Genomic DNA, 14,673 nt, shown 5'->3' on the forward strand with positions numbered 1-14,673 from the left:
GGAGAGAGCAGCACAAATCGCTGAGCCTGTTAAAATGCCGGCCCATTTCGTCAACGACTCCCGAATTTTCGTATGTCCCGACTCAATCCCCGGCAGCAAGAAGCCGTGAACTACGTCGGCGGCCCTCTATTGGTGCTCGCCGGTGCTGGCTCCGGCAAGACCAGCGTGATCACGCGCAAGATTGCGCACCTGATCCAGAATTGCGGCATCCGTGCCCAGTACATCGTCGCCATGACCTTCACCAACAAGGCCGCGCGCGAAATGAAGGAACGGGTCGGCACCCTGCTGCGCCCCGGCGAAGGTCGCGGCCTGACGGTCTGCACCTTCCACAACCTGGGCCTGAACATCATCCGCAAGGAACATGAACGTCTGGGCTACAAACCCGGTTTCTCGATCTTCGACGAAACCGACGTCAAGTCGCTGATGACCGACATCATGCAGAAGGAATACGCAGGCGACGACGGCGTCGACGAGATCAAGAACATGATCGGCGCCTGGAAAAACGACCTGATCCTGCCGGCCGTGGCCCTGGAAAACGCCCGCAACCCCAAGGAACAGACCGCCGCCATCGTCTACACCCACTACCAGCGCACGCTCAAGGCGTTCAACGCAGTGGACTTCGACGACCTGATCCTGCTGCCGGTGAAACTCTTCGAAGAGCACGCCGACATCCTCGAAAAGTGGCAGAACAAGGTGCGTTACCTGCTGGTGGACGAATACCAGGACACCAACGCCAGCCAGTATTTGCTGGTGAAAATGCTCATCGGCAAACGCAACCAGTTCACCGTGGTGGGCGACGACGACCAGTCGATCTACGCCTGGCGTGGCGCGCGACCGGAAAACCTGATGCTGCTCAAAGACGACTATCCGTCCCTGAAAGTGGTGATGCTGGAGCAGAACTACCGCTCCACCAGCCGCATCCTGCGCTGCGCCAACGTGCTGATCTCGAACAACCCTCACGAATTCGAAAAGCAGCTGTGGAGTGAGATGGGCCACGGTGACGAGATCCGCGTGATCCGCTGCCGCAACGAGGACGCCGAGGCCGAGCGCGTGGCCATGGAAATCCTCAGCCTGCACTTGCGCACTGACCGCCCGTACAGCGATTTCGCGATCCTCTATCGCGGCAACTACCAGGCCAAGCTGATCGAGCTGAAACTGCAGCACCATCAGGTGCCGTACCGTTTGAGCGGCGGCAACAGCTTCTTCGGCCGCCAGGAAGTGAAAGACCTGATGGCCTACTTCCGCCTGATCGTGAACCCGGACGACGACAACGCCTTCCTGCGCGTGATCAACGTGCCGCGCCGGGAAATCGGCTCGACGACCCTGGAAAAACTCGGCAACTACGCCACCGAACGCAAGATCTCGATGTACGCCGCCACCGACGAACTCGGCCTGGGCGAGCATCTGGACAGCCGCTTCACCGATCGCCTGTCGCGCTTCAAGCGCTTCATGGACAAGGTGCGCGAGCAGTGCGCCGGCGAAGACCCGATCTCCGCCCTGCGCAGCATGGTCATGGACATCGACTACGAGAACTGGCTGCGCACCAACAGCTCCAGCGACAAGGCTGCGGACTACCGGATGAGCAACGTCTGGTTCCTGATCGAGGCCTTGAAGAACACCCTGGAAAAAGACGAAGACGGCGAAATGACCGTCGAGGACGCCATCGGCAAACTCGTCCTGCGTGACATGCTGGAACGCCAGCAGGAAGAGGAAGACGGTGCCGAAGGCGTGCAGATGATGACCCTGCATGCGTCCAAGGGTCTGGAATTCCCTTACGTGTTCATCATGGGCATGGAAGAGGAAATCCTCCCGCACCGTTCCAGTATCGAAGCCGACACCATCGAAGAAGAACGCCGCCTGGCCTACGTGGGCATTACCCGCGCGCGCCAGACCCTCGCGTTCACCTTCGCCGCCAAGCGCAAACAGTACGGCGAGATCATCGACTGCGCGCCAAGCCGCTTCCTCGATGAGCTGCCGCCGGACGACCTGGCCTGGGAAGGCAACGACGACACACCGACTGAAGTCAAAGCCGTGCGGGGCAATAGCGCACTGGCTGATATACGCGCGATGTTAAAGCGCTAGAATTGACCACTTTTTACTAGACCTTCGGCGCACAAAGCGCCAAATGAGGACAGCTTCATGGAAGCATTGCACCAGAAAATCCGCGAACAAGGCATCGTGCTTTCCGACCAGGTCCTGAAGGTCGACGCCTTCCTGAACCACCAGATCGACCCGGCCCTGATGAAGCTGATCGGCGACGAATTCGCCTCGCTGTTCAAGGATTCCGGCATCACCAAGATCGTCACCATCGAAGCCTCGGGCATCGCCCCGGCGATCATGACCGGTCTGAACCTCGGCGTGCCGGTGATCTTCGCCCGCAAGCAACAGTCCCTGACCCTGACTGAAAACCTGCTGTCGGCGACCGTCTACTCGTTCACCAAGAAAACCGAAAGCACCGTGGCCATCTCCCCGCGTCACCTGACCAGCAGCGACCGCGTGCTGATCATCGACGACTTCCTGGCAAACGGTAAGGCGTCCCAGGCGCTGATCTCGATCATCAAGCAGGCCGGCGCCACCGTCGCGGGTCTGGGCATCGTGATCGAGAAGTCGTTCCAGGGCGGCCGTGCGGAGCTGGATTCCCAGGGTTACCGCGTCGAGTCGCTGGCTCGCGTGAAGTCGCTGGCGGGCGGCGTCGTGACCTTCATCGACTGATCACTGACTCAACTGCGCCGCAATACTTGTGGGAGCGAGCTCGCTCCCACAGTGTTTTGTGTGGCTGCTACTGCGCGGTGGCCTTCAGGCCAGTGAGCAACAACCGCTGAAACAGGTCTTCCTTCAGGCCTTCCGGGTGGGTGAGCTGCATGCGTGCCAGATGCTCCGGATACAATGAAGCCTCCGGCGCATCCAGCGCTGCCTTGCCCAGCTCCAGAATCTCCGTCAGCTTGAACTTGCTCTTGAGCCAGTTCAGCGCCCGCAACAGATCCTTCTCGACCTCATTGAAATCGCAGCCCAGCGGATACTCCGGAAACAGGTTCGGGTGCCGCGCGGCAATCGCCTGCAAGCGTTGCGGGGTGTTGTCGGTAAAGCGCGGGTCGAGACGGAAATCCTTCGGTAATTTGCCGACCTTCTGCGCCTGTTCGATCAGGCCTTGCTGGAAGCGTGAGTCGCTGATATTGAGCAACGCTTCGATCACCACCGCATCGGATTTGCCGCGCAGATCGGCGATGCCGTACTCGGTCACCACGATGTCGCGCAGATGCCGTGGAATCGTGCAGTGGCCATATTCCCAGACAATGTTCGAACTGACATCGCCGCCGGATTCGCGCCAACTGCGCAGCAGCAGGATCGACCGCGCATCGTGCAGCGCATGTCCCTGGGCGACGAAGTTGTATTGCCCGCCGACGCCGCTGAGTACTCGCCCGTCCTGCAGTTGATCCGCTACACCCGCGCCCAGCAGGGTCATGGTGAACACAGTGTTGATGAAACGCGCATCAAGACGCTGCAGGCGTTTGAGTTCTTCCTGACCATACAGCTCGTTGATATAGCTGACGCGGGTCATGTTGAATTCAAGACGTTTGCCGTGGGGCAGCTCACGCAAACGTTCATAAAAACTGCGCGGCCCGAGGAAGAAGCCGCCGTGCACTGAAATGCCGTCGGTTTGCGCCGCCTCGTCGAGGGTGCCGGCGTTGGCCTGCTCCTGGGTCTGCACGTCCGGGTAGACCTTGCGCCGGATGATCCCGGCGTCCGCCAGCACCAGCAGGCCGTTGACGAACATTTCGCTGCACCCGTAAAGGCCCTTGGCGAACGGCTCAGTGCCACCCTCGCGTTCGATCAGTTGCGCCCACTGGCTGAGGTTCACATCGGCCAGTAACTCCCGGTAGCCGGCATTATCAGCCTGACGCGCCAGCAGCGCGGCAGTCAGCGCATCTCCCATCGAACCGATGCCGATCTGCAAGGTGCCGCCGTCGCGCACCAATGTGCTGGCGTGCAGGCCGATGAAATGATCCTGAAAGCCGACGGGCATGTTCGGTGTGGAAAACAGCGTGCTGCTGTCCTTCTCGTCGATCAGCAGGTCGAAAGTATCGATGTCGACTTCGGCATCGCCCGGCATGTACGGCAACTCGGTGTGCACCTGGCCGACCAGCAGGATCGTCTCCCCCGCTGCGCGGCGTTTGGCAATCATCGGGAACAGGTCAAGAGTGATGTCAGGGTTGCAGCTCAGGCTCAGACGGTCGGGATGTTCGCTGCTGCTGGCGAGCAACTGCGCCACCAGATTCAGCCCGGCGGCGTTGATGTCGCGGGCCGCGTGGCTGTAGTTGCTGCTGACGTAATCCTGTTGGGCCGATGCGCTGTTGAGCAGGCTGCCGGGCTGCATGAAGAATTGCTCGATGCGGATGTTCGCCGGAAGGCTGTCGCGACGCAGGTCAGCAAGGAAATCCAGCTCCGGGTAATCGCCGAACACCCGCTCGACGAAGGGTTCGATGAAGCGCTTCTGCAAGCCATCGCCCAGGGCCGGACGACCGAGGCACAGGGCGGTGTAGATCGTCAGTTGCCGCTCGGGCAATCCGGCAACCCGCCGGTACAGCGCGTTGACGAAGGGATTGGGTTTGCCCAGCCCCAGCGGCAGGCCCATGTGGATATGCGCCGGCAACCGTGCCAGCACGTCGTCCACTGCCTGTTCGATCGAACACAACTGCACCATCTGAAGCCTCCCGCCCGTTCCGTGAATAGAGGTAGACCGAGATTGCCGGGGATTTACTTCCGAGGGAAGACGATCAAAGAAGAAAACCTTAAAAATGCCCGATTCGCCAAACCTGCAATCTGGTTACCAAGACCAAAGGAAAATCTTTAGACATAACAATGAACTATCAGTGCCTAAAGAATTGCCTCACGAACTAAAAGATAATTTCCTACACCACCTCGAATTCAATCATGCAGTACTACAGGACGCGTCTGAATTGAAGTTATTTCAGCCCCCGCTAGGATTAGTAACGTAACACCTCAATACCAACGCCCTCCAGGCAAATACCAACTCACGCCAAGGCTTAATTATGGAAATCGACTTCCTGGCAATCCATCGTGCCCGGGCACGTGTTTTGTGGAATTCCTAAAACCATGAATAACAACTTGATAATTTGCTGCTTTGGCGTGGGCATTTCAATTGCAACGAGCGCATCACCCTATTTAATTGGCAACTCAATTAATTTGTATCTAGCAAGCGACAACTTATATTTATATGCACTTACAAGCGCTTCACTGTTCATCATCATCACTCCACCATTAAAATTGGCAGCCAATACCTATATCCAAAGAACGACTTCCAAGACAAGGTATATTTTAAAAAAGACAATCCTGAATCATTTACTAAACACACGCCTCCAAACCAAAAGGAAATTAGGCGAGCGAATCGAGCTAATTGATGGCGATGTCGACGGCTCGACCTATCTATATCATTCCGTTTATTTTGATATTTCACTAAACGGCAGCATCATTATCGCTGCGCTCGTGATAACTGCCCTTTATCATCCACTTCTGGCGCTCGCACCACTTAGCGGCCTCCTTTATGCTACTGCAGCATATTTTTTGACTCGAAGAAACAGCAACTCATTATTTTCTGACTATGTTCAAAAAAACACTGCAACAATCGGCAACATTTGTGAGCATTTATATGACGCAACACCATACACCGACAGGCTTGAACTCGACATAAAAAATGTAAAGCGCCTCGCTTTTTGCTCCAGTCTCAAAGCATCAACTTTTGAGTCTGTTTCAGGCTCATGTTATCCGGTAGCGATGTTAGTTTTATTCTTGGTATCGACCCATCTGCTAAGGTCCGGCGATTCGAATATAGGCGCTATTTTTGCCTCAACCATCTATCTTGAGCGCGTACTGAGCCCGACGATGTCACTTATATCAATTTACTACTCAAGCAGAGAGGCATCTTATAGACGAAGTCGAATTCGCAGCTACGAACTACAGAATGAGGGACATTGAACTATGTTTATATGTCTACGAAAAAACCTGGTCTTGTTATTGCTTTCTGTTATTTGCCTAACGTTAGCAGCCACCTGTCAATTGCTAATACCATCAGTCGTCGCAAAGAGCCTAACTGCTCTCACCAGTGGTGCTATTTACGCTGAACTATACTGGATCCTTATCGCTGTTTTTTTAACCAAGCTGTCAACGCAAACCCTGGGCAGCTCCTTGGCAACACTCATAGAAGCGAGATCTCGCTTTATGCTTATCGATTTTATCGTGCATGATGAGCGCCCCTCTCCATTATGGTCTCGCGTAACGATGATAAAAGAGGATGCCGAGAAAATCGCTTCTGTCATTCATGACTCAATTCATTTTATCGGCACTTGCATTTTGACATTTTCCACAGCCTATATCCTGTTTAAGGAAAACGTTTACTTCCTCCTACCCATTGCGTCCATTGTCACATTGACGTGTGTGCAATTGAGGTTTGCGAAGCCTGTAATCCAGCGATTATATGAAGCAGAAATGTCGAAGGAAGAGTTGTACAAGGAGTCGCTCATTAATACTTTCAACGTATCCAGTGACGGCGAGCGAAGTAAAATTCAGCTTGCCAGGAGCTATGGATATTTGAATGACACTGTACGAGCACGTTACAAGTTTCAAAAAGCAAGCACCCTACAGTCCTTCTGGCCGGAAATGGCTATCTCGGCAGGGACTGCATCGGTCATTTTTTTCAGCGCCACTGCCACACCGGAACTATTCGGCGAGCGTCTCATTGCCTGCCTTGGCTATATCGGAATTTTTGCCATGGCTAGCACGACTTCGATAAGACTAGGAATAGCGATGATTGGAGTAAAGGTATCCTTGAATAGAATCTTCAGAGGGTATCGCTATGAATGATTTATTTATCCAGCAAATACGTCTGAAGCCAGACATGATGGCGGCTGACTGCCTGCGCGGCCTATTCCCGCTTGAATTCAGCAGTTCCATAACTGTTTTTATCGGAGAAAATGGCTCAGGGAAATCTACTTTACTTGAAGCTCTCGCCATCAAATTGGGTTGCAATCCAGAAGGCGGAGGGAAGAATTTTAATTTCTCGACCGAGAACACCCACTCGAATCTGCACGAAACCCTAACGCTTTCAAAAGGCTACCGAAAGGAGAAGGACGTTTTTTTCTACAGAGCAGAAACCTTCTATAACTTGAACACTGCGATCCGCAAGCTTGACGCAGAGGCGGGCTTTGATCCCGAAATAAAAACCTACTACGGCGGCGAGGATATGCATTGCATGTCGCACGGTGAAGCAATGGAGGCGCTGTTTCAAAACCGATTCAAAGCCCAGGGACTGTACGTTCTCGATGAACCGGAAGCGTCGTTATCCCCGTTGAGGCAATTGGTGTTTATCAACCGAGTAATGGAGCTATCGCGCAAGGGTGCACAGTTCATCATCGCCACTCACTCACCGCTCATTATGTCGATCCCGGGATGTGATCTGAGACAGATTTCGGAAGGGCGCTCCGAAGCAATAGCCCCGGCAGATACTGATGCTTATGCAGTGTACAAAGCCGTGCTGAATTCTTCCGGTGCCTTTATCGCGAAAAGCACACAGTGATATTGCAGACAAAAAAACCGTCCGAAGACGGTTTTTTTTCATCAGAAGCGCGCCTTATTTCAGGCCGGACATCTTCTGGATCGCGCCCTTCAGCTCGTCATCCGAGCAGTCGGCGCAGGTGCCTTTCGGAGGCATCGAGTTCAGGCCGGTGATGGCTTTGGCCAGCAGGCCGTCGAGGCCGCCCTGGTGATCGGCACGGTCTTTCCAGGCTGCTGCGTCACCGATTTTCGGTGCGCCCAGCAGGCCGGTGCCGTGGCAAGCGTTGCAATGTTTGGCAATCACTTCGTCCGGCGTCTTGGCGCCGCCACCGCCGCCTGCCGAAGCAGCGACTTCCATCCCCTTGCACTCTTGCCCTTGAACACACACCTGGCCGACAGGCTCGAGGCGTTTGGCAATGTCGTCATTCGTCGCAGCTTGAGCGCTGACAGCCCAGAGGGCCAGTACGGTTGCTGGTGCAGCCAGCATTTTCATAATTAGATTCACGCGTTCACCCTCAATGGTGGCTATTCACGCCTGCGGCCACGGTTCGCAGGCGGGCGCAAGTATAGCGGGTAGCCCGCCACACTGAAACAACCCCAAAGTTAAAGGGGTCTTGTTGCGCATCGGTCAAACAGTCCGGACACCTTTGCCGCAGTGGCCTGGCGTCTCTCGGTTTAAAAGTTCGCCGGCGTGGCTGCGCTGATTAGTCGCGCCGGTGCGTCGAACGGATTACGGAAACGATGCGGCTTGGTACTTTCAAAGTAGTAGCTGTCGCCGGCTTCGAGGATAAAAGTTTCAAGGCCCACCACCAGTTCCAGACGACCTTCCACCAGAATCCCGGTTTCTTCGCCTTCGTGGGTGAGCATTTCTTCGCCAGTGTCGGCGCCCGGCGGGTAGATTTCATTGAGGAACGCGATGGCCCGGCTCGGATGAGCACGGCCGACCAGTTTCATGGTCACGGCGCCGTCGGAAATGTCGATCAGCTCGTTGGCCTTGTAGACGATCTGGGTCGGTTTTTCCTGCAGGATTTCTTCGGAAAAGAACTCGACCATGGACATGGGAATCCCGCCCAGCACCTTCCTCAGCGAACTGATCGAAGGGCTGACGCTGTTCTTTTCGATCATCGAAATGGTGCTGTTGGTGACGCCCGCGCGCTTGGCGAGTTCACGCTGGGAAAGCCCTTTGAGCTTGCGGATCGATTGCAGTCGTTCACCGACGTCCAAGGCTTGGGCCTCCTGAGTGTTGTAGAAATATTGAGCGTTATCATGGCGACAGCGTTCAGTATTTACAACACTTGGGCCCGGCCCGGGCCTCAACCCTCGGAATAGAGCCTTGGCACCCGGCGCAGGTTGCAGAAGATCTGGTACGGAATGGTGTCCGCCCACTTCGCCACGTCGCTGGCGAGGATGTTCTTGCCCCACAGCTCGACGGTCGAACCCAGGCCGGCTTCCGGTACGTCGGTCAGGTCGATGCAGAGCATGTCCATCGACACGCGACCGAGAATGCGACTGCGTTTGCCCGCCACCAGCACCGGCGTGCCGGTCGGCGCCTGGCGCGGATAACCGTCGGCGTAACCCATGGCGACCACGCCGATGCGCATCGGTTTGTCGGTGATGAATTTCGCACCGTAGCCCACCGGCTCGCCGGCCGGCAGTTCGCGCACACTGATGACTTTCGATTCCAGGGTCATCACCGGTTGCAGGCGCTCAGCCACGGCGTTGGCTTCTTCGAACGGGGTGGCGCCGTAGAGCATGATGCCCGGGCGCACCCAGTCGCTGTGAATCTGTGGCCAGCCCAGCACTGCCGGCGAGTTGCGCAGGCTGACTTCGGCGGCCAGGCCCTGACGTGCGGCTTCGAATACCGCGACCTGATCGGCGCTGCTCTGCTCATGCAGCTCATCGGCCCGGGCGAAGTGGCTCATCAGCACGACTTTCGCCACTTTGCCGCTGGCCAGCAGACGCTGGTACGCCGCCGGGTAATCCTTCGGATGCAGACCGACACGGTGCATGCCCGAATCGAGTTTCAGCCACACGGTGATCGGTTTGCTCAACGCCGCCTGCTCGATGGCTTCGAGCTGCCACAGCGAATGCACCACGCACCAGAAATCGTGCTCGACGATCAGCGCCAGCTCGTCGGCCTCGAAAAAGCCTTCGAGCAACAGCACCGGCGCACGAATCCCGGCGGCACGCAGTTCCAGGGCTTCTTCGATACACGCCACCGCGAAGCCGTCCGCTTCAGCCTCCAGCGCCTGGGCGCAACGTACCGCGCCATGGCCGTAGGCATCGGCCTTGATCACCGCCAGTGCCTTGGCACCGGTGATTTCACGGGCGATACGGTAGTTGTGACGCAGGGCTTCTAGATCGATCAGGGCACGGGCAGGACGCATGGCAGCAGACTTCTTGGCGGTCATGGGAATAAAAACCGGCGCTGGCTGACGACGTGAACCGCCAACAGCACCGGGAGAGGGATCTTTATAACGGTTTACGGCAACGCAGCAACGATGGAGATCTCGACCAGAATGCTCGGCTTGGCCATCTTCGCTTCGACGGTGGCGCGGGCCGGGGCGGCGCCTTTGGGCAGCCACTGGTCCCACACCGAGTTCATCCCGGCAAAGTGCGCCTCGATGTCGTTCAGGTAGATCGTCGCCGACAGCAGATGCTGCTTGTCAGTCCCGGCCAGATCCAGCAGACGCTCGATATTGGCGAGGACGTCGCGGGTCTGTTGTTCGACCCCGGCGTTGAAGTCGTCACCGACCTGCCCGGCCAGATACACGATGCCGTTGTGGCTGACGATCTGACTCATGCGCTCATTGGTGAGCTGGCGCTGGATTGCCATGCTTTGCGGACTCCTGGGTCTTGTTGCCATAACGGGAAATATCGAGGCCTTCGGCGCTGATCTGCGGTTTTTTCTTCGCCATCAGGTCAGCCAGCAAGCGACCGGAGCCGCACGCCATGGTCCAGCCGAGGGTGCCGTGACCGGTGTTCAGGAACAGGTTCTTGAACGGTGTGGCACCGACGATCGGCGTGCCATCCGGCGTGGTTGGACGCAGGCCGGTCCAGAAACTCGCTTCGGCCAGATTGCCGCCCTGAGGATAAAGGTCGTTGACGATCATCTCCAGGGTTTCGCGCCGACGCGGGTTCAGCGACAGGTCAAAACCGGCGATCTCCGCCATGCCACCGACGCGGATGCGGTTGTCGAAACGGGTGATCGCAACCTTGTAGGTTTCGTCGAGAATGGTCGAAGTCGGCGCCATCGCCGGGTTGGTGATCGGCACGGTCAGCGAGTAACCCTTCAACGGATACACCGGGGCCTTGATGCCCAGCGGCTTGAGCAGTTGCGGCGAGTAGCTGCCGAGGGCCAGCACGTAGCGGTCGGCGGTTTCCAGCTTGCCGTCGATCCACACGCCGTTGATGCGGTCACCGGCGAAGTCGAGGCGCTGGATGTCCTGATTGAAACGGAATTCCACACCCAGGTTCACAGCCATTTCGGCAAGGCGGGTGGTGAAGATCTGGCAGTCGCCGGTCTGGTCGTTCGGCAGGCGCAGGGCACCGGCGAGGATGTCGGTGACGCTGGCCAGTGCCGGCTCGACGCGGGCAATGCCGGCGCGGTCGAGGACTTCGAACGGTACGCCGGACTCTTTGAGGACGGCGATGTCCTTGGCGGCGCCATCAAGCTGGGCCTGGGTACGGAACAGCTGGGTGGTTCCCAGGCTGCGGCCTTCGTAGGCAATGCCGGTTTCGGCGCGCAATTCGTCGAGGCAGTCGCGGCTGTACTCGGACAGCCGCACCATGCGCTCCTTGTTCACCGCGTAACGGTTGGCGGTGCAGTTGCGCAGCATCTGCGCCATCCACAGGTACTGGTCGATGTCGGCGGTGGCCTTGATGGCCAGCGGCGCGTGGCGTTGCAGTAGCCACTTGATGGCCTTGAGCGGCACGCCCGGCGCGGCCCACGGCGAGGCATAGCCCGGCGAGACCTGGCCGGCGTTGGCGAAACTGGTCTCCATGGCCGCGGCTGGCTGCCGGTCGACCACCACCACTTCAAACCCGGCACGGGCCAGATAGTAAGCACTGGCGGTACCGATGACGCCGCTACCCAAGACCATAACGCGCATTTTTGTATCCCTCTCGCGGCGTGCCGCGTACGTCTGTTGTTAGAGCAATGATGCGCGCAGTGTAAAAAAGATTCGCCAGTGCTTTTCACTGTATAAGCGCCTATATTTGGCGACAATTCTCGGCAAAAACCCTTTTCACGGAGGCGCATCCCCTATGCGTACCAACACTCAGACCAAACGTGAGCTGGACAAGATCGACCGCAACATCTTGCGGATCCTGCAGGCGGACGGGCGGATTTCATTTACTGAACTGGGCGAGAAGGTCGGGCTCTCCACCACGCCGTGCACCGAGCGGGTGCGGCGCCTGGAGCGCGAGGGGATCATCATGGGCTACAACGCCCGGCTGAATCCGCAGCACTTGAAGGGCAGCCTGCTGGTGTTCGTCGAGATCAGCCTCGACTACAAATCCGGCGACACGTTCGAAGAGTTCCGACGCGCCGTGCTGAAACTGCCCCACGTGCTGGAGTGCCATCTGGTGTCAGGGGATTTCGACTATCTGGTGAAGGCGCGGATTTCCGAGATGGCCTCGTACCGCAAGCTGCTGGGCGACATCCTGCTCAAGCTGCCGCACGTGCGCGAATCCAAGAGCTACATCGTGATGGAAGAAGTGAAAGAGAGCCTCAGCCTGCCGATTCCGGATTGATCGCTCAGACCAGCACCTGCCGGTTTTCGGCCATGTACTCGAACACCTGCTTCTCGACCCGTGGATGAATCAGTTCCACCGGCCGCCGGCCGTTGGGGCACGGCAAGGTCCGGGTGGTGCCAAACAACCGGCAGATCAGCGGCCGCTCGTCATACACCGTGCAGCCGTTCGGCCCCAGGTGCACGCAGTTGAGTTCTTCCATGGCCGCATCTTGCTCAGCGCGGGTCTTGCGCGGCAGACGGGACATTTCCTCGGGCGAGGTGGTCACCGGCCCGCAGCAGTCATGACAGCCCGGCACGCACTCGAACGTGGGAATCTGCTGACGCAGGGTGCGGATTTTCTGACTGTTGCAGCTCATTGCAGCGGTAACCGGAGCGGAATAGGCGGCAATTGTGCCGCAAAAGCCGCGATCCAGACACCACAGGCCGACCAATGTTGCCCGGCCTCGGGCCTGCGGCTTATGCTCCGTCAAATTTTCTCGACACCCGCTCAGGATGACGCCCATGAATGCCCGCGCCCAAGCCTTCGCGAGCCAACCCCACGTTGCCTCTTATTACGCCGCCAGCAGCCTGCCGCAACCCGACCATCCGGTGCTGCAGGGTGAGCTGATCGCGGACGTGTGCGTGGTCGGCGGTGGTTTCTCCGGGCTGAACACCGCGCTGGAACTGGCCGAGCGCGGCTTGAGCGTGGTGCTGCTGGAGGCGCACCGGATCGGCTGGGGCGCCAGCGGGCGCAACGGCGGGCAGCTGATTCGCGGGGTCGGTCATGGCCTCGACCAGTTCGCCAACGTGATCGGCGCCGACGGTGTGCGTCAGATGAAACTCATGGGCCTGGAAGCGGTGGAAATCGTCCGACAGCGCGTCGAGAAATTTCAGATCCCCTGCGACCTGACCTGGGGTTACTGCGACCTCGCCAACAAACCTTCCGACCTGGAAGGCTTTGCCGAAGACGCCGAAGAATTGCGCGGTCTCGGCTACCGCTACGAAACCCGACTGCTGCAAGCGAACGAAATGCACACCGTGGTCGGCTCCAGACGCTATGTCGGTGGTTTGATCGACATGGGCTCCGGCCATCTGCACCCGCTGAATCTGGCACTCGGGGAAGCTGCTGCAGCGCAGCAACTCGGGGTGAAGCTGTTCGAGCAATCGGCAGTCACCCGCATCGACTACGGCCCCGAAGTCCGGGTCCATACGGCGCAAGGTTCGGTGCGGGCAAAGACCCTGGTGCTGGGCTGCAATGCCTATCTCAACAATCTGAATCCGCAACTCAGCGGCAAGGTACTGCCGGCCGGCAGCTACATCATCGCTACTGAACCGCTGAGCGAAGAACAGGCCCGCGCCCTGCTGCCCCAGAACATGGCGGTCTGCGATCAACGGGTGGCGCTGGATTACTACCGGCTCTCGGCGGACCGTCGTCTGCTGTTCGGCGGCGCCTGCCATTATTCGGGGCGTGACCCGAAAGACATCGGCGCCTACATGCGGCCGAAGATGCTGGAAGTGTTCCCGCAGCTGGCCTCGGCGAAGATCGATTATCAGTGGGGCGGGATGATCGGCATCGGTGCGAACCGTCTGCCACAGATTGGCCGGCTAAGCGATCAGCCGAACGTGTATTACGCTCAGGCCTATTCCGGCCACGGCGTGAATGCCACGCACCTGGCGGGCAAGTTGCTGGCTGAGGCCATCAGCGGTCAGCACAGCGGTGGCTTCGATCTGTTCGCCAAAGTGCCACACATCACCTTCCCCGGCGGCAAGCATCTGCGCTCGCCGTTGCTGGCGTTGGGGATGTTGTGGCATCGGCTCAAAGAGCTGGTCTGATGGACTTTCAGCGTCCCTGAAGACGACTTCGCGAGCAAGCTCGCTCCCACAGTTGACCGCGATCTGCCTGCCAGACACGGTCGAATGTGGGAGCGAGCTTGCTCGCGAATCTAAAGTTCACAGCAGACCTCAGATCCGCCAGAACGGCTTCAACCCCTCCTCCAGCGCCTGCTCCCGGGTCAGCCCGACATCCTTGAGCTGCTCCGGCGTCAGGCCCAGCAACGCTTTGCGTGTGTGCAGACGATGCCAGAACAGGCCCCAGCGACTCAGGCCGGACGGCGCGTTGCGCAGCATCTCGTTGCGCGCACTGTCCTGTTGCCCCGCCTCCAGTTCCTGACTGTGTAACGTCAGCCGCACATCGCTCAAGCCGTTCATTTTTGTCGCTCCTGTTTACTTGGGTAGCCAGAGATTCCATGATGCGCGGGCCGACAAAAGCATTACAGATTCAACACATCTGTATTACTTCCATACAGATTTGCTGTCTCCGGGACTGAATTGTCGATTTACGCCGCATCTGTACTGGTTTTTCGAATCA

The 14,673-nt window shown here is 58.0% G+C and carries 15 protein-coding genes; 7 read left to right on the forward strand and 8 right to left on the reverse strand.

Annotated elements, in window-relative coordinates; translation table 11 throughout:
• Positions 1 to 72: 72 nt before the first annotated feature.
• Positions 73 to 2,082 (forward strand): DNA helicase Rep, encoded by a 2,010-nt coding sequence (rep, locus tag CAG02_RS06710; RefSeq protein WP_085708895.1) that lies wholly within the window; start codon positions 73 to 75, stop codon positions 2,080 to 2,082.
• A gap of 57 nt (positions 2,083 to 2,139) precedes the next feature.
• Positions 2,140 to 2,712: a xanthine phosphoribosyltransferase gene (locus CAG02_RS06715; protein WP_085708894.1), complete on the forward strand. Its 573-nt coding sequence runs from the start codon at positions 2,140 to 2,142 to the stop codon at positions 2,710 to 2,712.
• 67 nt (positions 2,713 to 2,779) lie between these two features.
• On the opposite strand, the gene CAG02_RS06720 is transcribed toward CAG02_RS06715, so the two are convergent.
• On the reverse strand, positions 2,780 to 4,702 hold the full coding sequence (locus CAG02_RS06720) for an acetyl-CoA hydrolase/transferase C-terminal domain-containing protein (RefSeq protein WP_085708893.1): 1,923 nt from the start codon (positions 4,700 to 4,702) through the stop codon (positions 2,780 to 2,782).
• A 413-nt stretch (positions 4,703 to 5,115) separates the two neighbouring features.
• Between CAG02_RS06720 and CAG02_RS29470 the strand changes: the two genes are divergently transcribed.
• From CAG02_RS29470 to CAG02_RS06730, 3 genes are all read left to right on the forward strand, one after another.
• Entirely contained in the window at positions 5,116 to 5,994 is an 879-nt protein-coding gene (locus CAG02_RS29470) for an ABC transporter ATP-binding protein (protein WP_139831835.1), read from the forward strand.
• 243 nt (positions 5,995 to 6,237) lie between these two features.
• Positions 6,238 to 6,879 carry a hypothetical protein gene (locus tag CAG02_RS06725; RefSeq protein ID WP_139831834.1) on the forward strand — a complete coding sequence of 214 codons (642 nt, stop codon included), beginning with the start codon at positions 6,238 to 6,240 and terminating at the stop codon, positions 6,877 to 6,879.
• Complete coding sequence (locus CAG02_RS06730) at positions 6,872 to 7,591, forward strand: AAA family ATPase (RefSeq protein ID WP_085708891.1); 720 nt, start codon at positions 6,872 to 6,874, stop codon at positions 7,589 to 7,591. Before CAG02_RS06725 ends, CAG02_RS06730 begins: the two co-directional genes overlap by 8 nt.
• 54 nt (positions 7,592 to 7,645) lie before the next feature.
• Here the strand turns inward: CAG02_RS06730 and CAG02_RS06735 are convergent, their stop codons facing one another.
• The 5 genes from CAG02_RS06735 to dadA all read right to left on the reverse strand — a co-directional run bounded on the left by CAG02_RS06735 (position 7,646) and on the right by dadA (position 11,681).
• The gene (locus tag CAG02_RS06735; protein ID WP_025112727.1) at positions 7,646 to 8,062 is read right to left on the reverse strand and encodes a cytochrome c5 family protein; all 417 of its coding nucleotides are present in this window, start codon (positions 8,060 to 8,062) and stop codon (positions 7,646 to 7,648) included.
• Positions 8,063 to 8,244: 182 nt separating this feature from the next.
• A complete protein-coding gene (locus CAG02_RS06740) occupies positions 8,245 to 8,793 on the reverse strand; it encodes a cupin domain-containing protein (RefSeq protein ID WP_003229444.1) in 549 nt (182 codons plus the stop codon).
• Between the two features lie 89 nt (positions 8,794 to 8,882).
• Positions 8,883 to 9,956, reverse strand: a complete 1,074-nt coding sequence (alr, locus tag CAG02_RS06745; protein ID WP_085708890.1) for an alanine racemase — start codon at positions 9,954 to 9,956, stop codon at positions 8,883 to 8,885.
• 95 nt (positions 9,957 to 10,051) lie between these two features.
• The gene (locus CAG02_RS06750) at positions 10,052 to 10,405 is read right to left on the reverse strand and encodes a RidA family protein (RefSeq protein WP_085708889.1); all 354 of its coding nucleotides are present in this window, start codon (positions 10,403 to 10,405) and stop codon (positions 10,052 to 10,054) included.
• The gene (gene dadA / locus CAG02_RS06755) at positions 10,377 to 11,681 is read right to left on the reverse strand and encodes a D-amino acid dehydrogenase (protein ID WP_085708888.1); all 1,305 of its coding nucleotides are present in this window, start codon (positions 11,679 to 11,681) and stop codon (positions 10,377 to 10,379) included. The genes CAG02_RS06750 and dadA overlap by 29 nt, the downstream gene beginning before the upstream one ends.
• Positions 11,682 to 11,835: 154 nt before the next feature.
• Here dadA and CAG02_RS06760 point away from each other — a divergent pair, with 154 nt between their 5' ends.
• Positions 11,836 to 12,324 carry an Lrp/AsnC ligand binding domain-containing protein gene (locus CAG02_RS06760; RefSeq protein ID WP_003177284.1) on the forward strand — a complete coding sequence of 163 codons (489 nt, stop codon included), beginning with the start codon at positions 11,836 to 11,838 and terminating at the stop codon, positions 12,322 to 12,324.
• A 4-nt stretch (positions 12,325 to 12,328) separates the two neighbouring features.
• Here the strand turns inward: CAG02_RS06760 and CAG02_RS06765 are convergent, their stop codons facing one another.
• Positions 12,329 to 12,682 (reverse strand): YkgJ family cysteine cluster protein, encoded by a 354-nt coding sequence (locus CAG02_RS06765; protein WP_085708887.1) that lies wholly within the window; start codon positions 12,680 to 12,682, stop codon positions 12,329 to 12,331.
• A gap of 145 nt (positions 12,683 to 12,827) precedes the next feature.
• Here CAG02_RS06765 and CAG02_RS06770 point away from each other — a divergent pair, with 145 nt between their 5' ends.
• Positions 12,828 to 14,138 carry an FAD-binding oxidoreductase gene (locus tag CAG02_RS06770; protein ID WP_085708886.1) on the forward strand — a complete coding sequence of 437 codons (1,311 nt, stop codon included), beginning with the start codon at positions 12,828 to 12,830 and terminating at the stop codon, positions 14,136 to 14,138.
• A 129-nt stretch (positions 14,139 to 14,267) separates the two neighbouring features.
• Here the strand turns inward: CAG02_RS06770 and CAG02_RS06775 are convergent, their stop codons facing one another.
• Positions 14,268 to 14,513: a DUF1127 domain-containing protein gene (locus CAG02_RS06775; protein ID WP_085708885.1), complete on the reverse strand. Its 246-nt coding sequence runs from the start codon at positions 14,511 to 14,513 to the stop codon at positions 14,268 to 14,270.
• Positions 14,514 to 14,673 lie beyond the last annotated feature (160 nt).

The organism is Pseudomonas sp. R43(2017) (genome assembly GCF_002112345.1).
Taxonomy (GTDB): Bacteria; Pseudomonadota; Gammaproteobacteria; order Pseudomonadales; family Pseudomonadaceae; genus Aquipseudomonas; species Aquipseudomonas kribbensis.